The organism is Clostridiaceae bacterium HFYG-1003 (assembly GCA_024579835.1).
GTDB lineage: Bacteria > Bacillota > Clostridia > Clostridiales > Clostridiaceae > JG1575.
The window spans coordinates 526,781-545,979 of the sequence record CP102060.1; the positions used below are offsets into that span (position 1 = coordinate 526,781).

Annotated in this window: 25 protein-coding genes; all 25 read left to right on the plus strand. The window is 48.0% G+C overall.

Translation table 11 applies throughout. From position 1 onward, the window contains the following. Positions 1 to 12: 12 nt before the first annotated feature. The 25 genes from NQU17_02435 to NQU17_02555 all read left to right on the plus strand — a co-directional run bounded on the left by NQU17_02435 (position 13) and on the right by NQU17_02555 (position 19,199). Positions 13 to 864, plus strand: a complete 852-nt coding sequence (locus NQU17_02435; GenBank protein UUM12440.1) for a transcriptional regulator — start codon at positions 13 to 15, stop codon at positions 862 to 864. Continuing rightward, positions 865 to 1,539, plus strand: coding sequence for an ATP-binding protein (locus NQU17_02440; GenBank protein UUM12441.1), 675 nt, complete (start codon positions 865 to 867; stop codon positions 1,537 to 1,539). It abuts the gene before it with no gap. Further along, complete coding sequence (locus tag NQU17_02445; GenBank protein ID UUM12442.1) at positions 1,536 to 1,874, plus strand: hypothetical protein; 339 nt, start codon at positions 1,536 to 1,538, stop codon at positions 1,872 to 1,874. Before NQU17_02440 ends, NQU17_02445 begins: the two co-directional genes overlap by 4 nt. Beyond that, positions 1,871 to 2,107, plus strand: a complete 237-nt coding sequence (locus NQU17_02450) for a hypothetical protein (protein UUM12443.1) — start codon at positions 1,871 to 1,873, stop codon at positions 2,105 to 2,107. Before NQU17_02445 ends, NQU17_02450 begins: the two co-directional genes overlap by 4 nt. Further along, on the plus strand, positions 2,107 to 2,544 hold the full coding sequence (locus NQU17_02455; GenBank protein UUM12444.1) for a YopX family protein: 438 nt from the start codon (positions 2,107 to 2,109) through the stop codon (positions 2,542 to 2,544). The genes NQU17_02450 and NQU17_02455 overlap by 1 nt, the downstream gene beginning before the upstream one ends. Then, positions 2,541 to 3,044, plus strand: coding sequence for a class I SAM-dependent methyltransferase (locus NQU17_02460; protein ID UUM12445.1), 504 nt, complete (start codon positions 2,541 to 2,543; stop codon positions 3,042 to 3,044). The genes NQU17_02455 and NQU17_02460 overlap by 4 nt, the downstream gene beginning before the upstream one ends. 229 nt (positions 3,045 to 3,273) lie before the next feature. Then, the gene (locus NQU17_02465; GenBank protein ID UUM12446.1) at positions 3,274 to 3,690 is read left to right on the plus strand and encodes a hypothetical protein; all 417 of its coding nucleotides are present in this window, start codon (positions 3,274 to 3,276) and stop codon (positions 3,688 to 3,690) included. Then, positions 3,691 to 4,125: a hypothetical protein gene (locus tag NQU17_02470; protein UUM12447.1), complete on the plus strand. Its 435-nt coding sequence runs from the start codon at positions 3,691 to 3,693 to the stop codon at positions 4,123 to 4,125. A 1,033-nt stretch (positions 4,126 to 5,158) separates the two neighbouring features. Beyond that, the gene (locus tag NQU17_02475; protein ID UUM12448.1) at positions 5,159 to 5,548 is read left to right on the plus strand and encodes a hypothetical protein; all 390 of its coding nucleotides are present in this window, start codon (positions 5,159 to 5,161) and stop codon (positions 5,546 to 5,548) included. Continuing rightward, positions 5,545 to 7,236, plus strand: coding sequence for a terminase large subunit (locus NQU17_02480; GenBank protein ID UUM12449.1), 1,692 nt, complete (start codon positions 5,545 to 5,547; stop codon positions 7,234 to 7,236). The genes NQU17_02475 and NQU17_02480 overlap by 4 nt, the downstream gene beginning before the upstream one ends. An 11-nt stretch (positions 7,237 to 7,247) precedes the next feature. Then, positions 7,248 to 8,513: a phage portal protein gene (locus NQU17_02485; GenBank protein ID UUM12450.1), complete on the plus strand. Its 1,266-nt coding sequence runs from the start codon at positions 7,248 to 7,250 to the stop codon at positions 8,511 to 8,513. A 60-nt stretch (positions 8,514 to 8,573) separates the two neighbouring features. Further along, positions 8,574 to 9,191, plus strand: a complete 618-nt coding sequence (locus NQU17_02490) for an HK97 family phage prohead protease (GenBank protein ID UUM12451.1) — start codon at positions 8,574 to 8,576, stop codon at positions 9,189 to 9,191. Beyond that, positions 9,191 to 10,336 carry a phage major capsid protein gene (locus NQU17_02495; protein UUM12452.1) on the plus strand — a complete coding sequence of 382 codons (1,146 nt, stop codon included), beginning with the start codon at positions 9,191 to 9,193 and terminating at the stop codon, positions 10,334 to 10,336. Before NQU17_02490 ends, NQU17_02495 begins: the two co-directional genes overlap by 1 nt. A 50-nt stretch (positions 10,337 to 10,386) precedes the next feature. Then, on the plus strand, positions 10,387 to 10,632 hold the full coding sequence (locus NQU17_02500) for a hypothetical protein (protein ID UUM12453.1): 246 nt from the start codon (positions 10,387 to 10,389) through the stop codon (positions 10,630 to 10,632). 12 nt (positions 10,633 to 10,644) lie between these two features. Continuing rightward, complete coding sequence (locus tag NQU17_02505) at positions 10,645 to 10,911, plus strand: DNA-packaging protein (protein ID UUM12454.1); 267 nt, start codon at positions 10,645 to 10,647, stop codon at positions 10,909 to 10,911. Further along, entirely contained in the window at positions 10,904 to 11,212 is a 309-nt protein-coding gene (locus NQU17_02510) for a phage head closure protein (protein UUM12455.1), read from the plus strand. Before NQU17_02505 ends, NQU17_02510 begins: the two co-directional genes overlap by 8 nt. Then, on the plus strand, positions 11,199 to 11,684 hold the full coding sequence (locus tag NQU17_02515; GenBank protein ID UUM12456.1) for a hypothetical protein: 486 nt from the start codon (positions 11,199 to 11,201) through the stop codon (positions 11,682 to 11,684). Before NQU17_02510 ends, NQU17_02515 begins: the two co-directional genes overlap by 14 nt. After that, complete coding sequence (locus tag NQU17_02520; GenBank protein ID UUM12457.1) at positions 11,677 to 12,042, plus strand: hypothetical protein; 366 nt, start codon at positions 11,677 to 11,679, stop codon at positions 12,040 to 12,042. Before NQU17_02515 ends, NQU17_02520 begins: the two co-directional genes overlap by 8 nt. Next, positions 12,042 to 12,665 (plus strand): hypothetical protein, encoded by a 624-nt coding sequence (locus tag NQU17_02525; GenBank protein ID UUM12458.1) that lies wholly within the window; start codon positions 12,042 to 12,044, stop codon positions 12,663 to 12,665. The genes NQU17_02520 and NQU17_02525 overlap by 1 nt, the downstream gene beginning before the upstream one ends. Next, positions 12,665 to 12,967, plus strand: coding sequence for a hypothetical protein (locus tag NQU17_02530; protein UUM12459.1), 303 nt, complete (start codon positions 12,665 to 12,667; stop codon positions 12,965 to 12,967). The genes NQU17_02525 and NQU17_02530 overlap by 1 nt, the downstream gene beginning before the upstream one ends. A gap of 35 nt (positions 12,968 to 13,002) precedes the next feature. Continuing rightward, positions 13,003 to 13,239 carry a hypothetical protein gene (locus NQU17_02535; protein UUM12460.1) on the plus strand — a complete coding sequence of 79 codons (237 nt, stop codon included), beginning with the start codon at positions 13,003 to 13,005 and terminating at the stop codon, positions 13,237 to 13,239. A gap of 14 nt (positions 13,240 to 13,253) precedes the next feature. Continuing rightward, on the plus strand, positions 13,254 to 15,173 hold the full coding sequence (locus NQU17_02540) for a hypothetical protein (protein ID UUM12461.1): 1,920 nt from the start codon (positions 13,254 to 13,256) through the stop codon (positions 15,171 to 15,173). Then, entirely contained in the window at positions 15,174 to 15,830 is a 657-nt protein-coding gene (locus NQU17_02545) for a hypothetical protein (GenBank protein ID UUM12462.1), read from the plus strand. Continuing rightward, on the plus strand, positions 15,830 to 17,449 hold the full coding sequence (locus tag NQU17_02550) for a phage tail protein (GenBank protein UUM12463.1): 1,620 nt from the start codon (positions 15,830 to 15,832) through the stop codon (positions 17,447 to 17,449). The genes NQU17_02545 and NQU17_02550 overlap by 1 nt, the downstream gene beginning before the upstream one ends. Position 17,450: 1 nt before the next feature. Then, the gene (locus NQU17_02555; protein UUM12464.1) at positions 17,451 to 19,199 is read left to right on the plus strand and encodes a DUF859 domain-containing protein; all 1,749 of its coding nucleotides are present in this window, start codon (positions 17,451 to 17,453) and stop codon (positions 19,197 to 19,199) included.

Genomic DNA, 19,199 nt, shown 5'->3' on the forward strand with positions numbered 1-19,199 from the left:
GCTGCTTATCATATGTCACCTGAAATACCTGGGGGAAGGCTTTGCAATCCTTCCCCTGAAAGGAGGCCATCTATCATAAGCAACTTATCCGACTATATATATTTGCACAGAAAAATTACTAAAAGTGCAGTTTGGGAAAATGAAAGCCTCCTGAAAATCTGGATATGGTGCCTTGTACGGGCATCCTACAAAGATCGTCAAGTGGTTATTGGGAATCAGATTGTAGAGCTTAAACCAGGTGAATTTGTCACTGGCCGAAACGCTGCTTCTGAAGAATTGAAGATGAAGGGGACGTCACTTTGGAAGCGTCTGAAAGCACTCGAAAAGTTAGGCAACATAAGCATTAAAAGTAACAACAAATTTAGCGTTATAACCGTTGCTAATTGGGCGTTCTATCAGTACGGGGAAGATGAAAGTGACAGCAGAAGGACAGCAGAAGGACAGCAGAGTGACAACAAAGGGACAGCAGAAGGACAGCAGAGTGACACAAACAATAAAGATAATAAGGGAAATAAGGATAAGAAGGAAAAGAAAGTAAATAATGCCCATTTTTCGGAGGAAACAGCAGCCATTTGGAAAGCATATCCAAATAAAAAAGGAACTGCCCAAGCAATGAAGAAGATCCCTTTACTCATCCAAGAGTATGGGTATGACAAAGTACTTCTGGCAGTCGAGCGATACAAAGAAGAGATCGCCATTCTGAAAACTGATAAGAAGTTTATAAAATATGGATCCACTTTTTTCAATGGCGGCATCCTGGACTTTTTAGGAGATGACTGGCAGCCGAATGAAATGACTGGTGACACTATCTGGAAACCAAATGAGCTGGAGCTTAGAAATAGGCTTAAAGAGGAGGAGATATAAATGGACCCGAACTGCAGCAGATGCAAGGGCACCGGCTGGGTGCCAACCAATGGAAAAGGAAACTTCGGTGAATTGCCGCTGGTTGTGACGCGCTGTCCCTGCGTGGCCATGACACAGTCAGAAAAGCGAATGGAAGAAAGCGGCTTCTCCGGTGGAAAAATGACATTTGACAGTTTTGAAGTAACGACCGAAATGGCAAAGAAAATGTACTCGACTGCCAAACAGTTCATAAAGGAGTATCCGAATAAAAGCATGGCGATGCTTGGACAGTCTGGAACAGGAAAAACACATATCTTAAGGGCAACCGCAAGGGAACTCATGGAGAGTGGGGTCAAGGTCAGCATTCTAAAGTACGTCGAGCTAATCAATCTCCTTCGTCAGAATCGGTTTGATTCGGAAGGGTATGGAAGAATCATGTCAGAACTGAAAAACTGTGACGTGCTGGCAATTGATGATCTATTTCAGGGAAAACCTATGGAGCAAGATATTCCGGTAGTTTTTGAAATCATCGATGCCAGCTATACGAGCGGAAAACCGATGATGATCTCATCCGAAAAAAACATTGAAGAACTGATCGCCATCAACGAGGCGGTTGGAAGCCGGATCCGTGAGATGACACACGGTTATCGGGTCCTGATCGGATCAGACAAGAATAAGAACCGGAGGTTGAAATGACCAACAGCAGAACAAAAGGAGCACGAGGCGAGAGAGAGCTGGCATTAAAACTAAGGGAGTTTGGTTATGACTCTAGGAGAGGTCAGCAATTCTGTGGAGCTAATGGTGACGCTGATGTTATCGGTCTTCCCGGGATTCACATCGAATGCAAACGAACGGAAGCCTTCAGGTTATACGATGCATTGGCACAAGCAAAAGCTGATGCAAAGGCAGGATCTATACCGGTTGTTGTGCACAGGAAGAATAACTCCCCTTGGGTAGTAGTTATGACTTTGGATGATTTCATGAGGATCTATGAGCAAGACAATCAAAAACTTTCGGAGGTAACGGAATGAAGGTTTTGAACTTTGGAATCGACATTTCTGATGGTCGTGATTATACAGTTGACAACCTGATTAGGCATAAATGGCCAAAGGAAAAGCCGGAGGAAGAAAAGTCATATCTGACGAGAGTTGAGATAAAAGGTGTTGTGAGTTTTCAGGAAATGTACTGGAGCGAACAGCTCGGTTGGCATACACAATTTAGAAAGTACATCACTCACTGGTGGAATCTACCGGAGGTGGAATAATGGAAATTTTGTTCAGAGGAAAGCGGATTGATACGGGTGAGTGGGTTTACGGTGACTTTTATCGCAAATGTGGGATTACCGGCCTCGTCCTTGATTACATGATTTCTGCCAGAGATGGAATGGCATACCCGGTCATCCCGGAAACAGTAGGACAGTACACCGGGCACGATGATAAGAACGGGAATAGGATATTCGATGGGGATGTAGTAGCCGTTGACCACGACTTCATTGAAACTCATTCAAGGGGTAATGTTGAGGACGGCACATTGGAAGTGTTTAATGAATATTACGGAGGAATCCATGAAATCGGAGAGGTCAAGTTTGAACGTGCGGCCTTCGTTGTTCAGGAGTGGGACTTAGGAATTTTTGAAGATTCTGAAATTGAAGTCATCGAAAACATCCACGACAATCCAGAACTGATGGAGGTGAAGGAATGAGCAAAAGAGTGCTTGATGCCTGCTGTGGTGGAAAAATGTTTTATTTCGACAAGGAAAACCCGGACGTTGAGTTTTGCGATATTCGAGAAGTGGATAACCTTGAGTATTATCCAGGACGATTCTTAACTGTTAAGCCGAATACAGTCAGTGATTTCACGAATCTCCCATTCGAAGACGGCTCATTTAAGGTAGTTGTATTCGATCCACCACACTTGATTCACGCAGGGGATAAATCGTGGTCGAGGCTCAAATATGGACGACTCGAAGAAGATTGGGAAGATACCCTAAGAGATGGATTTAACGAGTGCATGAGAGTGCTAGATGACGACGGCCTGATGATTTTCAAATGGTCAGAGATTCAAATACCACTCCGCGATATATTGGAGATCTTCCAGGCGGAACCATTACTTGGAGAGAAGCGAGGACGAAACAAAAATACCCATTGGCTGATTTTCATGAAGCCGGCCAGTGTCCAGGAGGTGCAAAGTGAGAAGCCTTGAAGAAGTCATAGAAACCTGCAAAATCCGGTTGGCCAATCCTGATATGACTACGGAGAGCCGAGATCGGGAAGAAGCGCACTTGCACTACCACACAGAACTTCAGCGATATCGCAAAATGAAGCACTGTCATAGATATGGCGGTTTAGTGGTGGAACAGTGTGAAGTCTGTGAGAGCTGCCAGGACAAGATAGACCTAAGTCGATTAGCCTGGAATGAGGGGGATGAGTAGATGTTTTACAACAATGAGAACTGGAAATGCATTCTTTACGAAGGAAAAATCAGAACTTACACGGCGGCAATTGCCGCATACTGGAAGCTATATGGCAAAGCATCCGACTGTGGTGAGTTTGACCAGCAGGCCTATTACGAGATGACGAGCCATACAGCGGCGGCACAGCTTTTCTGCTCGCAAGAAGTATCTGATCAGATGCCGGTGGTTGATCTTGCTATTTCTAAGTTAAGCACATCGACGGGAACGTCAAAAGAACGGGGAGTATACCAGAAGCTGGCTGGCGATGAGATTGAAAAGCTGATAAACCTGATCCGAAAAGATATTGGGCTAAAACCGATCAAACAGGCGGTTCTACAACTGGATGAAAAAACATCAAATGCAATGCTGGAACTGTGGGGTTATAAGGGGGAGTAAATGACGGCAAAGGAATATTTAAGACAGCTGATAGACATTGACGAACAGATCAAGGACTATCAGGACGAGATTCTAAAGGTGCGGACCGGCATGGAGAGGATAACACCACAGATGTCCGGTATGCCCATGGGGTCACCGGATCCGGACAAGCTGGCCGGTCACATGGATGGATTGATTATGTGGGAGAACAAGCTCAACGCGGCCATTGACGAGGCGTGCAGGTTAAAGGCGGAGGCATTGACCTTCATCAACCAGATGCAGGACCAGACACTGAGGAAGATCCTTTTCAAGCACTACATAGCCGGCAAGCCGTTCACACTGATATCGGTTGAAATGAGCTATGACTATTACTGGACTTGTCGGCTTCACGGTATGGCTCTTCAGGGATTTGATGAGATCCTGAAAGAACACAAACAAACACAACTCGAACAATGATATTATGTTATTGGGCAGTAACGCAGACATACACCTCCTTATCAAGCCCCGCACGAATGAATGGTTCCCCCCTCCTTTTCTTAAAGCACCTGAGCAATCGGGTGCTTTTGCATTTCATGAAAAAGGATTGATGATTGTGACATTCCGACATATCTGGGACGGAGAGTCTCAGACATGGGTCGTTTATAGAGTTGGAAAAGACCGGCATGCTCATCTCGGATCAGAGAAGGGATGTCTTAAGCTGATAAGCCTGATTAAGCAGGGTAAGCTACCACGCAGCCAGGACTTCAGGGACTGTTGTGAACGGCTGCTTAGTGCTGAAGAATACGAACACCTTGGTAAGTCTAAGGGGCGTTATTATAACTACCAGAGGAGAAGACGACGATGAGTGATAAAGACTATAAGCATTACACATGCCCTGTCTGTGGCTGTGAGTTCAGCATTTATATCGTCACCATTAAGGCTGGCAGATATGTAACCTGTCCTATGGATGGCAGACACAAGGCTAAGGAATGTAATCCCTATGAGGGCAGTGAGCAATGCATGAGTGCCAGGCGGTACAGGCGCAATAGTCATGGGGCGGTGGAGCAGGATGGCTAGATCCATTGACTCAAGGTTCTACAGGACTAAGGCATGGAAGGCGTGCAGGGCTTCATACATCGGACATCGTGTAGCTATAGATGGCGGGCTATGTGAGATGTGCAAGGATAAGCTTGGCTATATCGTTGACCATATCATTGAGCTCAATCAATTAAATTATTCGGATCCATGGATCGCTCTATGTCACGATAACCTGCAATACCTCTGTATTGATTGTCATAATACAAAAACATTCGGAACACCAACCAGAGTAAAGTTTGATGAGGAAGGTAACGTGAGATTTATCACCGACACCTAACGCCCCCATACGAAAGGACGAGCGTTAAGCGCGAAGCCACGACGCACATACCGACCTGTGACGCGTAGGTTTTACGCGTGACCCCCCTACCCCAAAAGGGTAAATATACACATCCTGAAAAAGCTGATTAAGGAGGTGAAAGCAGTGCCGATTAAGGCTGAGAAAACAAAAGAAGAACGGATCAGGTCGGAAAAGAACCGACTTGTCCGGATCTATAAAGAGATCTCCAAAGAAAACAAAAGTATCATCGACGGTTTGATCAATCGTGCCGCTTTCATGCGTGTGACGCTTGAGGATATGGAAAAGGACCTTGATGATAAAGGTTTTGTTGAGGAGTTCTCCCAGTCTGAGAAGCTTGAACCTTATGAGCGTGAGCGGCCTGTTGCAAGACTCTACAACACCATGAACAAAAACTATCAGTCGATCATCAAGCAACTATCCGACCTGCTGCCGGCGGAAAAACCGATCGAAAAAAAGGATCCGTCTGATGAGATGGATCTTCGGACCTACGCGAGGGCAAAATGATAACCTACCCGGTGGATTACAATCCGGTGAAGGAATATTACCAGTGGATCTTGAAACACCCGAACAGTGTCGGGATGAAGATCAAAAGGCAGCTGAAAAAACTGGTTGATGATATTGAACGCAAAGACTCTGACGTTTATTTTGATCCAGTCAAAAGCAATCACGCGCTTGGTTTCATCGAAAATTACTGCCGAAACATCAAGGGAAAGACAGCGGGACAGCTGGTGGTTCTGGATCTTTGGGAAAAAGCTTTTGTGGCATCCATCTTTGGCATCGTGTACAAAAACAGCGGCTTAAGACGCACCAGGCGGGCAATCCTGATCATCGGGAAGAAGAACGGCAAATCACTTTTGGCCGCTTGCATCGCCCTGTACATGTTAACGGTTGACGGAGAAGGCGGGCCGGAATGTTATGCCGTGGCTACGAAGAAAGATCAGGCAAAGATTATCTGGGGCGTCGCTAAACGTATGATCCCAAAGGATAAGCACCTGAAAAAGATCCTGAAAGCGCTTGTTGGCGAGATCGAATGCCTGATTAATGACGGGACATTCAAGGCTCTGGCCTCCGACAGCGATACGCTCGACGGCCTGGACGTCCATTTCTGTTCGTTCGATGAAGTACACCAATGGAAGAATGGAATGGAGCTTTACGACATCATGTATCGAGGCATGGGTAATCGGGAACAGCCATTGGCGCTCATCATGTCCACCGCGGGAACAATTCGAGAAGACATCTACGATATCCTCTACGAAGAAGCCAGCAGCATTATTCGAGATTTTGATAAAGAAGACGGATTCAGGGACGACGAATCGGTCTTTTTTATTTACGAACTAGACAATCGCAATGAGTGGAGGCAGTGGGACAGACTAGTTAAGGCGAATCCAGGTCTTGGAACGATCCGCAATGAAGATGCGTTGTTCAAGGAATGGGAAAAGACGAAAAATAATCCGGATCTGAATCTAAAAATGTTCCTGACAAAGAACTGCAACATTCCCGAAACAGCGACAACCGCCTACCTATCATCAACAGACATTGAAAATCCGGCCAAGTTTGATATCGCAAAACTTAAACCGGACTATGTCCTTGGCGGTGTTGATATGTCCTCCACAACTGACTTAACATGCGTGACATTCCTTTTCATGATGCCGGATGATCCGACTATGTATGTGGATCAGATGTACTTTCTGCCGGAAGACAATATTGAGGATAAAGCGGTCATCGATAAGGTTCCGTATCTCAAATGGGCGGAACGTGGGCTGCTGCAGCTTGTACCAGGCAACAAGGTGTCCCAGGAATACGTATGGGAATGGGTCAGGGCTTACGTAGAAAAAAATGACATCATCATGTCCTGGTCCGGCTTTGATACCTGGGGCGCTGAGTACCTGATGAAACAGTGGAAAGGCCATTTTGGCGAGAAGTCGGTTGAAGAAGTTATCCAGGGATACAAGACCAGATCAAATCCGCTTAAGTCGCTGAAGGCAGACCTGAGAAAGAACTTAATTAATTTCAACGACAACCCGATTTTGCGCTGGTGTTTGGCCAACGTAAATGTCAAGGTTGACAACAATGCCAACGTAGACCCCGTGAAGGGCCGTAGCAAGCTTTTAAGAATCGATGGAGCAATATCACTGCTGAACGCGTACATCACGCTACAGCGCCACGAGGAAGACTACAAGAACCTAATTTAAGGAGGGAGCTAATGGGACTTTTCGATAAGTTTTTTCCAAAACAAAACACAACCCAAGCCCAGGAAGCCCAGACGGCTGCCTACTTTCAGACACTGACTGGCTATACCCCGGCGTTCACGACATATCAGGGCGGGTTATATGAGATGGACCTGACAAGATCTATCATCCGGACATTTGCCAGACACTGCGGAAAGTTAAAACCGGAAGTCAATGGATCCGGAAACGAAGTACTTGCAAGAAATCTGCAAAACAAGCCAAATCCATACCAAACGACGCCGCAGATGTTGGAGCGACTGGCCACGATCTATGAGATGCATAATACCGCGTTCCTGGTACCGCTCGAAGACTCACTGGGGAAAGTGACTGGTGTATTTCCAATCATGCCGCAGTCAGCAGAACTTAAGGAGTACAATGGCAAGCTATTTCTTGTTTATCATTTCGGGGCTGGGCGGGCATCGATTGAGTTTGACCGAGTCGGCGTGATCGTCCAGGACCAGTACAAAGATGATTTCTTTGGTGACGACAATAGCGCAATGGATTCCACGCTATCAATGATCCATGCGCAGCATGAAGGGATCGTCGAGGGGATCAAGCAGTCGGCGCATATACGCTTCATCGCAAAGTTGGCTCAAACATTAAAAGGACACGACATTGAGGAAACCAGGAAACGATTCATCTCAGAGAATCTGACCACAGAGTCCGGCGGTGGAGTCATCATGTATGACAATAAGCTGGAGAGTGTCACTCCGATTGAGTCGAAGCCGTGGATGGTCGACGCGGAACAGATGGCCCAAATAAAATCCAATGCATTCAACTATTTTGGATGCAACGAAAACATACTCCAAAACAACTTTACGTCCGATCAGTGGAATGCTTACTACGAGGGCAAGATCGAACCGTTCGCGATTAAGACATCAATCGCTCTCACCTACATGCATTTCACTGAAAGAGAACGGGCCCATGGGAATAACATCATCCTGACGGCAAACCGTCTTCAGTACTTGTCCAACGAGGAGAAGCTGGCCACGGTTACGCAGCTCTTCGACAGAGGCATGCTGATGACCGACGAGGGCCTGGATATTTTCAACATGGCACCGTTACCTGATGGCAAGGGCCAGAAGCGCTTCATCCGGAAAGAGTACGTGGAGTACAACGAGCTAACGAAGGAAGACGAAAAGGAAGACATTATCCCAATTGTTGAGATGACAAGTGATGATCCGCCGGATGAGGACGCTATTCAACCGGATGATGATGAGGAGGAACCAGATGAAACTTAAGATTGTTTACGGAGCTCCATGCTCTGGAAAGTCAACGTTACCTATGGAGGAGACAAACCAGTGAACAAGGGATTAAAAGAAAAGCTGACGGAGAACCGGCAATTCCGGACAATTGGCAGCGTAGACATGCCAAAGAAAGAAAACCGGTTCGGATCTGAAAATTATGTGGAAGGATATGCAACGACATTCCAGCCGTATGTACTTTACGAAGACGAGGATGGACCGATCTACGAAAAGTTCTCAAAAGAAACATTCATCGGAACAGATATGGGCGATGTTATTTTTCAGTACAACCATGAGGGCAAAGTATATGCGCGGCAGTCCAACGGCACTCTGGCCATTGAGATCGATGACCACGGCATGAAAATCATGGCAGACCTTTCCAAATCACAATCTGCCAGGGATCTTTACGAGGAAATTCAAAACGGGTTGACAACAAAGATGAGCTGGGGATTCCGACTTGGTGAATATGAGTACAACAAAGAGACCAGAACTATAACACACAAAAGCGTCAAGAAAATCTATGACGTGTCTGCCGTTTCCATCCCTGCCAATGATGGCACCGAGATTAGCGCGAGGTCTTTAGTGGACGGAGAGATCCAAAAGATCATGGAGGAGAGCCAAAAGCGCGAGGCATTACTACTGTCACTTGAAATTGAACTTGAAGGAGTAAAATAATGAATTTAGAAGCAATCATCGCAAGAATGAAAGAGATCCAGGCCGAACTGGCCAAGCCGGAAGCCAACGTTTCCGAACTGAGAGCCGAATTCGACAAGCTCAAGGCTGACAAGGAAAAACTTGAGAAAGATGATGTCGATCGCGCTAAGTTGCTCGACGACATTGCCAACCATGGTATCGGCGTAACCATCAGGAAGTTTGATCCGACTGAAGAAAGCAAGTCAGCCTTGGATGTCATGCGGTCTGCAACCTACAAAAACGCCTTCATCAAGGATCTGCTTGAGCAGGACCTGACCACTGAAGAGCGTACTGCCATGGATGCCGTCACCCGTGCGTTCATCCACACCACGGCCAACACCGCCGCAGTCATCCCTGAAGAGCTGCAGAACAAGATCTACTCCACCATGGAAGAATCCCACCCCCTGATGGCCGACGTTCAGATCCTGCGCACTGGTACCGTCATGACCATCGTCAAACACACTGCAATCGTCGCTGGAGATGCTGCGAACGTGGCTGAAGGCGTAGCCAATGCGGACGAACAGAACACCTTCGTCAACGTTACTCTGTCCGGCAAGGACATCTCCAAGCATGTTGACTACTCCTACAGACTGGGCAAGATGGCTATCCCAGCCTTCGAAGCTTACCTGGTCAAAGAGATCGGTGATCGGATCGGTTCCAAGTGGTCCGCCAATATCGTAGCCCAGATTAAATCTGACCTTGCTGCTGCCAATAAGATCAATGTTGCCACCGCTGGGACTCTGGTCATCGCGGACTTCCTGAATGGCCTGAGCAAGCTCAAGGGTGTTGCCAAAGCCAATGTCTACGTCAATGGCCCTACTCTCTGGGGAAAGGTTTACCCGATGAAGGGCGCTGATGGACTACAGGCTTTTATTCCAAACTATGCAGACAATCTGTCCGGCGTAGTCCTGGGCAAAGCGGTCAAGCAGGAAGACTCCCTGGCTGACAATGAAGTGCTGATCCTTGATCCGGGCCAGTACATCGAAAACGTTGTGCAGGACCTGCTCATCGAGCGGGACAAGGACATCAAGACCCACGTCTATACGATCTCCGGTATTGTCATTTCTGGTGGATCCATGACAAATGACAAGGCCGGCGTCCTTATCACCATTGGAACTGGGGCTTAACAATGCGGGAGGGCGAAAGTCCTCCCATTTTTTCAAATCGAGGTGAAAACATGTTTTTGAAAGTAAATCGTGCCATTTATGACCGATATAGTCCAGAGCAGATGATCTGTGAAGGTGAGTACATAAAGGTTGAGGATAAAGACCGGATCGATTTCATGATTTCTGAAGGTCTTGCAGAGCCGTGTGAGAAAGAACCGAAAGAGTTTTTCGTTTTCGGTGAAAAAGCTGAAACGACCGATAAGAGTCCAGCACCAAAGAAAACAGTGCCGAAGAAGGCGCCGGCAAAGAAAGGGTAAGGAGTAGCTGATATGCTTGATAACGTTAAAGAAAATTTGAGGATCAGGCATTCGGCGCTTGATTCCGAGGTGGCGGACACAATTGATGCTGCCAGATCAGACCTTGAGCGAGTTGGAGTTCGCTGGTCTGACTACGATCCATTGATATTGCAGGCAGTGAAGCTATATTGCAGGTGGTCGTTTAATTTTGAAAACCAGGCAGACCGCTATTTAAGAGCTTACGAGGACCTGCGGGACAGCATGAGCCTTGACTCAACAAGGAGACAGGCTGATGTATAGTGAAATTTTAACCCTCTTGAAAGTCACTGAGACAGTAGACGAGTATGGCGACATGGTCAAGGCCAAGACATCCAGAGAGGTGTATGCACGGCTTGATCGGGTGTACCTATCAGAGGCAATCCAAGGGCAGGCGCAAGGCTTTAAGCCGGAGCATCGCTTCACGCTGTCCGATTACTACGACTATGACGGCGAACAGGAAGTTATCTACGACGGGAAGCTCTATAAAGTACTGAGTACCATGAGAAAAGGTATCGAGGTGGAGCTTGTGGTGTACGGAGGTGTAAACATTGGCCAAACCTAAAGTACCACGTCCGAGCGCGGGCATGAAGGTTAAAAAAAATGGAGACGTCACGTTCCAATCCAATGTAGACCACGTGAAGTTTACGATGGGCGAGCTAATTGACGCAGCCAATCGAGATGTTGGCAAGTACCTACGCAAACTGATCGGGAACAAACTGCTGGAGTTATACGAAAATGACTATGTAAAAGGATCTTTGACCATCCCGAGAACAGGAGAACTGAAAAAGAGTTACCCGATGAAGGCTGCAGAGTACTGGGCCAGAAAAAAAGAACACGACCTTATAATCGGCTTCAAGAAATACTCATGGTATGGAACACATCAGGAGCTTGGAGACTATGATTATCCCAGAAAAGGGATCCTGCGCAGCACGGTTATGGATAACATCTCGATGATCCAGGAGATACAGTCCAAGTATCTGACCGAACTAAACAAGGAAGCTCCGAGAATCCCGGAGGACACTGGCGATGATTAGATCAATAAAAAAGAAAATCACCGCAAAGCTTCGAGAAATCACGCCTGTCGTTTTCAGCGAGAAGGCTGATGACAACGCGCTACATCCATACATTGTGTTCTCGTTTCCATCCGCTCCGTACCGTGAGGGATTGCACTCTGGTTTTCTCGATGTCGATGTATGGGATAGAGGCGATTCATCAGCAGTAGTGGATGAAATCAGCGACAGGGTCATGAAGGATCTGGACTGCTATCACTTCATTACGGAAGACGCGGAAGCCACGCTGTATCTTTCAAACGTCATGACTGTTGAATCTGATGATAAAACACTAAGAAGAAAAACTGTTATATTCGAAATCCATTTTAGGAGGATAAATTAATGATCGCAAATAAGACCATCAATGGACTTACATCAAAAACACCGCTTCGACTGCTGCTTGACGCGGGCGCATTTTTCAAAAACTTCGACATGAAAACCGATACTTTTGAGAGTGCTGTTATCGCAAAGAAGCTTCTGGGAGCAACAAAAGGCGGCGGATCATTTTCTGCTGTTCCGGCCATTCGCAAAATCGAGATCGACGGAGTCCGCGGATCCGTCAAAGGGCTTGGAGTCCTGGACACGTGGGAGGTCAAGATCGGTGCAAACATCGTAGAAGTTACGGCAGACACCTTGGTTTTTGCGCTTGGAATCGCGGATAAGACCGCTGGAACTGACGGCTCTTCAGGTGGCGGGGCCGACCTTTCCGGATATGACATCATCACCGGCCGCTCTCACATTTTAGATACTGACTACATCGGAAATATCACCTGGGTCGGGACGCTGTCAGGATCCTTAAAACCTGTAATTATTCAGGTGTTTAACGCATTGAACGAAAAAGGACTTGAATTGGCGTTCGAGGATAAGTCTGAGGGTGTTGTTGAGACGGAGTTCATGGGAAACTTTAGCTTCGACGATCCTGACAAAGTACCGTTTGACATCTACTACCCGAAGGAGACCACATAATGCGCGAACTTAAAACCAGAGACCTCGGGAAGGGATCCCAGATCCTGAAGAAAATGGGCGTTAAGCTATCCGGCACCACAGAGGAAGAGGTCGGCATGTCCCTGCTGCTTTCCATGGCCGAGAACTACCATCACGCTGAACAAGAGATTGCTGAGCTTATGGCTGATCTCATTGGCGATGGAATGACGAAAGATAAGTTTCTTGATCTGGAACTTGACGATTCCATGAAGTATTTCAAGGAATTCGCGGGGCTGAAGAGTGTCGGCCCTTTTTTCAATATGCTGAAATTGGCGTCTACCTAGACACCATTGATCTCCTGCTGAAGCGATACGGCACAGTGGAGCCTGTATTTGACCTTGATTGGGAAGACGGGCTCCTCTTAATTGAAAGAATTAGCCAGAAAGAGCAGGATGAGGCGCTATTTCAGCGATGGATATCAGGCGGTGAAATGAGCTACCAGAGCCAAATGACTTTTGAGGCATTTAAAGCTCAGGTTCAATCAAAAGCCACCTCGAAAAATGACAATCGCTCCGTTGAAGATATTTTAAAGAAAGTGAAATCCATTATTGGGTGAGGAGGTGAAGATCATTGGAATTATTTAAACTGTTTGGAAGTATTTTTGTTGACTCCTCCTCAGCGGAAGACTCGATTTCAAAAACCGAAAAAAAGGCTGAAGGACTTGGATCTAAGCTTGGCGGTGCTGCAAAAGTTGCTGGCACTGCGATGCTTGGCATGGGTGCTGCAATTGCAGGTGGTGGGGCCGCTCTAGTAGGAGTTGCAAATAACGCTGCTGGAGTTGCTGACCGCGTGGACAAGATGTCGTCTAAAATGGGCATTTCGAAAAAGGGATTCCAGGAATGGGATTACGTCATGGGTCAGAATGGCATGAGCATCGACAAGATGCAAACAGGAATGAAAACCCTTGTTGCTCAAATGGATGGAGCTGCCAGTGGCAACAAAAAGAGCGCCGAATCTTTTGCGCAACTTGGCGTATCTGTCACCGACTCATCCGGAAAGCTAAAAGATCAAGAAACGATGATGAATGAAGTCATCATGAAACTGGCACAGATGCCAGAAGGAACAGAAAAAGCCAGACTGGCGACAGAACTTTTTGGGAAGTCTGGAGTTGAAATGGCGCCGATGCTGGCCACTGGAGCTCAAGGGATCCAGGATCTGAAAGACCGGTCCCATGAACTAGGTCTAGTCATGTCTGATGAAGCGGTGACATCCGGGGTCGTGTTTGGAGACACGATGGATGATGTCACTTCAAGTCTTGGCATGGTTGCGACAAATGTCGGAACGTCATTAATGCCAATAATCCAAACATTCTTAGACTGGGTCCTGCTCAACATGCCGATGATTCAGGCGACCATGAGCACCGTTTTCGGCGTTATCAAGGATGTAGTGACAGTGGCTGTGGATATCTTCAATCAGTATCTGATGCCAGCTTTTGCTGCTGTATTCGACTGGGTCCAGGTTAACTGGCCGACAATTAAATTAACTTTGGAAACTGTCTTTAACGCTATTAAGACGGTTGTCGGAGTGGCGATCGACGTATTTAATTTGTATCTGATGCCGGCGTTTCAATCTATATTCGCATGGGTACAGGAAAATTGGCCGGCCATCCGAGAAACAATCGTTGGCGTGTTCAATAAAATCAAAGAAATCTGGAACACGGTGCTAAAACCTGCATTTGATCAGATCGTGGCGTTCATCCGAGACACGCTGGTACCAAAAGTAAAAGAATTGTTCCCAAAGATTGAAAAAGCGGTTAAAACGGTTTTCGAGACCATCCGGACCGTATGGGAAACGATTCTTAAACCAGTCTTCGATGCTGTATGGACGTTCATCGAAGACAACCTGGCGCCTGCATTCTCAACCGTTTTTGACGGGATAAAGATTGTAGTTGAGACGGCTTTTGATGCCGTTGGAATCGCCATTGATACAGTAACCGGAGTATTTGAGGGCATCAAGACTACGATCGATAATGTTTCATTATGGTTTACGGGGCTAAAAGATGGAATCACAAATGCCATCAATGCCGCCAGGGACGCAGTCGATCTGGCCATTCAGAAGATCAAAGGTTTCTTCGGTTTTGAGTTTAAATGGCCTAAGCTTTCCATGCCGTCATTTGGCATCACGCCAGAGGGCTGGAAGATCGGTGACCTTCTAAAAGGGCCTATTCCACATCTGTCCCTCAAGTGGAATGCTGCCGGTGGTATTTTCGACAAACCGACAATTTTCAATACCGCCAGAGGGTTGCAGGGTGTAGGCGAGGCCGGACCTGAGGCGATCATGCCACTGAGTAAGTTGCAGGAGCTGATCGACTGGAACAACTCCAGGAACAGTGACCGTGACGTGTTGATGAAGATCCTAAAGGTGATGCAGTCCATCGAACGCAAGGAACAGAACTTGATCCTTGATACCGGAGTACTGGTTGGAGCGGTCAAAGATCCAATCAACAAAGAACTAGGCCGCGATGCAATTTTGCGTGGAAGGGGGCTGTAAATGGTACCGATGATTCTGATCGACAATAAAAGTACTTTTGATGATTTCCAAATGATCATGACATCGTATAGCATTCCGCCGCCAACCCCGAAGATTAAGCTGATCGACCTTCCGATCGGTGATGGATCAATTGATCTGACGGAGGCCATTTACGGTGATATTTCTTATGAGGATCGGGAATGCGAGTTTAACTTCGTTTTCCTCGGGCCAATCGAAGATCGAGCGCCTCAACTGGAACTCCTATCCGCTTTTGTACACGGCAGAAGGCGCAAAGTTATTACGCTCGACGATCCGGGACATTACTACATCGGCCGGATGACGATTTCGGCATACGAAAAAGAAGGCGCCTCTGTAGCTATCCAGCTGACAATGATTGCGGAGCCGTACAAGTACAAGCTGAACCAGACCAAGGTAACCGGCACAATACCGGCCGCTGGATCTGTCAATCTGGACGTTAAAAACGCCAGGATGCGAGTGATCCCGAAGATCACTGTCAGTGCTGCTGCCACCATCTCACACGCTGGTAACAACTACTCGGTGCAGGCGGGCACATGGAAACTTACGAACATCGTACTCGCCGAAGGATCCAACATTCTCACCATCACCGCAGCACAGGGAACAGCTTACACCATTGAGTATCAGGAGGGCGCGATCTAATGTACACCATCAAGCTTGACGGCGCTCTCCTATGGGATCCTCGGGTCCCGGAGCTGCGGATCATCAACCCAAAAGTTAACTGTGAGATAAACCGGGCAGGCACGCTGGAGTTTATCGCTCCGGCTGCTCACCCGCTTTACACGCACATCAAAAAAATGAAATCTATCGTCGAAGTATACCAGGACGAATCCATGATTTTCAGAGGCCGACCGCTCACTGATAACAGAGATTTTCTAAATAACAAACAGGTCATCTGTGAAGGTGACCTTGCTTTTTTCAACGACTCGGTGATCCGGCCATACACCTATAACGGATCGATCATCGGTTACCTGCAGATGATCCTTGACGCCCACAATGCACAGGTGGATCCGGAAAAGCGTTTTTCACTTGGATCCGTCACGGTGACAGATCCCAACAACTACATCACCCGGTCGAGCATCAACCCGGTCAACGCATGGCCGGAGCTGGACGCAAAACTTTTAAACCTTCTCGGTGGATATCTCATCATCCGGCATGAAGGTGGCGTCCACTACCTGGACTATCTGGCAGACTCTCCATACCTGAACGATCAGACGGTGGAGATCGGTTCCAACCTGCTGGACGTCACCCAGCAAAGCGCAGCCGGCGGCATCATCACGGCGCTGATCCCGTACGGTGCAAAAATACTGGACGGAGAAGGCAAAGAAACCGGAGAACGACAGACCATCTCCATCGTTAATGGCGGAGTGGATTATCTCTACAGTCAGACGGCCGTTGACAACTATGGCTGGATCTTTGGATCCAAGACATGGGATGACGTGAATGATCCGTCAAATCTTGTGACCAAGGCGGCGCAGGAGCTTGCTGTAAGGACAGCTCTTGGCACCTCCGTGGAGATCAAGGCGGTGGATCTGTCCATGCTCAACCCTGATATCGACAAGATCCGGTTTTTTCAGTACGTTCCGGTGAAAAGCCCCGGACACGGCATTGATACCATCGCACTGATTACAAAGCTGTCCCTGGATCTGACCAGCCCACAGAATAATCTATTGACTTTTGGTTTTGATCAAAAGAGCCTGACAGACCAGAAAGTTTCCGCAGATAAGGTGCTCCGGCAGATTGAAGCGGACTATGTCACTAATGAGGCGGTCACGGTTGTCCGGGATTCCATCGTGTCACTGGCATCGGCCATCATCCAGACAGCCGAAGAGATCAAAACGGAAGTGTCGAGGACTTACACAAGTCAAGATGCCTTTTCCAGCTACCAGCAAGCACTGGCCACCAGGCTGATACAGGACGCTGAAAAGTTTGATTTTCAATTCACTGAAATGCAAAAAAGCATCGAGACGGTGGACGGAAAGCAAGTCGCAAAATTCAACGAAATTTCAAAGCACATAACCTTCGACTCCGGCGACATCATCCTGAAAGCCACCAGCTCAGATCCTAACGTCAACACCCGGATCAGCCTGCTCATCAGCCGAAACCGGATTAGTTTCCTGGATAACGGGGCGGAAGTCGCATATATCAGCGATAACAAGCTTTATATCTATGACGGACACTTTATCAACTCTCTGCGAGTCGGAAATTTCAGTTTCCGGCCACGATCTAACGGATCGCTATCATTTGGGAGGGTAGTATAATATGGCGCTTTCAGGTCAGACAATAAAAAAGTACTCCCCGTCAGAGGCCTTCTGGGTCTGGGTTGAATGGACTGCCGTCCAGAATGTCGCGAACAACCGGACCACCATCACTGCCATAACCTACGGCGGATCTAACTCCTACGGCTACTACAGCGGATCCAACAAATGGGGATACACGACCATTGACGGGATCACAACTTCAGTTAAATACACAGACCCCTGGGCGGCGGGAACCGCTAAAAAAGAGCTGCATCGACAGACCAGAACGGTCAACCATAACGATGAGGGTCTAAAGACTGTCACCATCTCCGGTAAGTGGACAGCGGGATCCGATCCCGAGGGAAGCTTTTTCAGCCTTCTTTCCTCCGGCTCATTTGAACTGGATCCGATCCCCCGGGCCAGTCAGCCGACAACTAACTACACTGGGCAGTCTTTGGGCTATCCAGTCCAGATCAACACCAACCGGGCCAGCACAACGTTCTCGCACAAGCTCAAGTATTCGATCGGAACACTCTCCGGAACTATTGCTGATGGAGTAGGAGACACTTACACCTGGACACTGCCGGTAGGTCTGGCAGCTGCCATTACCACATCCAGGTCCGGCGTGCTCAAGATCATCTGTGAGACGTACTCCGGCACAACACTGGTCGGGACCAAAGAGATCACTATCACGGCCACCGTGCCCGATAACGAAACATTCCGGCCGGATCCTTCCATCTTGTCCATCACAGAGGGCACAACAGGCCTCACAGGCTTCACGGCATACATCCAGGGCAAAAGTAAGCTGGTTATTTCATCAGCTGGTACAGGCAAGCATGGGGCGACCATCACGCAGTACCTGGTGGAGATCGACGGATCCAGCTACTACGGACAGTCTATCACCTCGCCGGTCATTATTAAGTCCGGCACGATCCCGATCAAGCTGACAGTGACAGACAGCCGCGGATACTCTGACAGCGTCACGCAAAACGTCACGGTGGAGCCTTACCAGCCGCCAAAGATCGCTAGTTTCTCGGCCGGTCGAGCTCCGACCGATCAGGGAACGGATCTTTCGGCAGCAGTTGATTTTGCGGTGTCTCCGGTAGCCAATCAGAACACGAAGCGGTATCTGATCCGCTACAGGCCAGCTGGCGGCAGCTGGACGGTGCTCATCGACTCCAGTGATTACTATGCCAGAGCGACAACTCACACGGCTGCCGGGGTGCTTAATCCCGATCTGTCCTATGAGGTGGAGCTGACGGTGGTGGACGCCTTTGCATCCGCCGTGAAGACAGAGTTGGTTCCGTCAGCGTTTGAGCTGCTTAACTTCCACGCCGGTGGCCGGGCAATGGCCATCGGTAAGGTTTCGGAGATCCCGGACGCATTGGAAATCGCGCTGCCGATCTACATCGGCGGGATCCAGTCATACATGGTGACAGACTCAGGATCCAATGCAAGCGGATCTTACATCAAGCTGGGCGACGGCACCATGATCTGCTGGGGCGCTGTTGACTACAACATACCGGACATGACACAGATCGGCGGAGTATGGGGCCACACATCAACCGCCATGGCCGCTGTGACGTTCCCTGTAGCGTTTGTGACTTCTCCGGTGATTAACTTATCGACTAACATCGGAGAGTCCTTAAACTGCGCTCTGCGGGACTTCACACTAGCCAGTTTCACGTGGCGACTTTATACGACCGTCCCGATGACGGCAGGACAAACAAAAAAACTCTACTACCAGGCCATTGGCCGGTGGAAACTATAA

Coding starts and splice junctions, on each gene's coding strand:
- NQU17_02435 (UUM12440.1), top strand. CDS start 13: ATGTCACCTGAAATACCTGGGGGAAGGCTTTGCAATCCTTCCCCTGAA.
- NQU17_02440 (UUM12441.1), top strand. CDS start 865: ATGGACCCGAACTGCAGCAGATGCAAGGGCACCGGCTGGGTGCCAACC.
- NQU17_02445 (UUM12442.1), top strand. CDS start 1,536: ATGACCAACAGCAGAACAAAAGGAGCACGAGGCGAGAGAGAGCTGGCA.
- NQU17_02450 (UUM12443.1), top strand. CDS start 1,871: ATGAAGGTTTTGAACTTTGGAATCGACATTTCTGATGGTCGTGATTAT.
- NQU17_02455 (UUM12444.1), top strand. CDS start 2,107: ATGGAAATTTTGTTCAGAGGAAAGCGGATTGATACGGGTGAGTGGGTT.
- NQU17_02460 (UUM12445.1), top strand. CDS start 2,541: ATGAGCAAAAGAGTGCTTGATGCCTGCTGTGGTGGAAAAATGTTTTAT.
- NQU17_02465 (UUM12446.1), top strand. CDS start 3,274: ATGTTTTACAACAATGAGAACTGGAAATGCATTCTTTACGAAGGAAAA.
- NQU17_02470 (UUM12447.1), top strand. CDS start 3,691: ATGACGGCAAAGGAATATTTAAGACAGCTGATAGACATTGACGAACAG.
- NQU17_02480 (UUM12449.1), top strand. CDS start 5,545: ATGATAACCTACCCGGTGGATTACAATCCGGTGAAGGAATATTACCAG.
- NQU17_02485 (UUM12450.1), top strand. CDS start 7,248: ATGGGACTTTTCGATAAGTTTTTTCCAAAACAAAACACAACCCAAGCC.
- NQU17_02495 (UUM12452.1), top strand. CDS start 9,191: ATGAATTTAGAAGCAATCATCGCAAGAATGAAAGAGATCCAGGCCGAA.
- NQU17_02500 (UUM12453.1), top strand. CDS start 10,387: ATGTTTTTGAAAGTAAATCGTGCCATTTATGACCGATATAGTCCAGAG.
- NQU17_02505 (UUM12454.1), top strand. CDS start 10,645: ATGCTTGATAACGTTAAAGAAAATTTGAGGATCAGGCATTCGGCGCTT.
- NQU17_02510 (UUM12455.1), top strand. CDS start 10,904: ATGTATAGTGAAATTTTAACCCTCTTGAAAGTCACTGAGACAGTAGAC.
- NQU17_02520 (UUM12457.1), top strand. CDS start 11,677: ATGATTAGATCAATAAAAAAGAAAATCACCGCAAAGCTTCGAGAAATC.
- NQU17_02525 (UUM12458.1), top strand. CDS start 12,042: ATGATCGCAAATAAGACCATCAATGGACTTACATCAAAAACACCGCTT.
- NQU17_02530 (UUM12459.1), top strand. CDS start 12,665: ATGCGCGAACTTAAAACCAGAGACCTCGGGAAGGGATCCCAGATCCTG.
- NQU17_02545 (UUM12462.1), top strand. CDS start 15,174: ATGGTACCGATGATTCTGATCGACAATAAAAGTACTTTTGATGATTTC.
- NQU17_02550 (UUM12463.1), top strand. CDS start 15,830: ATGTACACCATCAAGCTTGACGGCGCTCTCCTATGGGATCCTCGGGTC.
- NQU17_02555 (UUM12464.1), top strand. CDS start 17,451: ATGGCGCTTTCAGGTCAGACAATAAAAAAGTACTCCCCGTCAGAGGCC.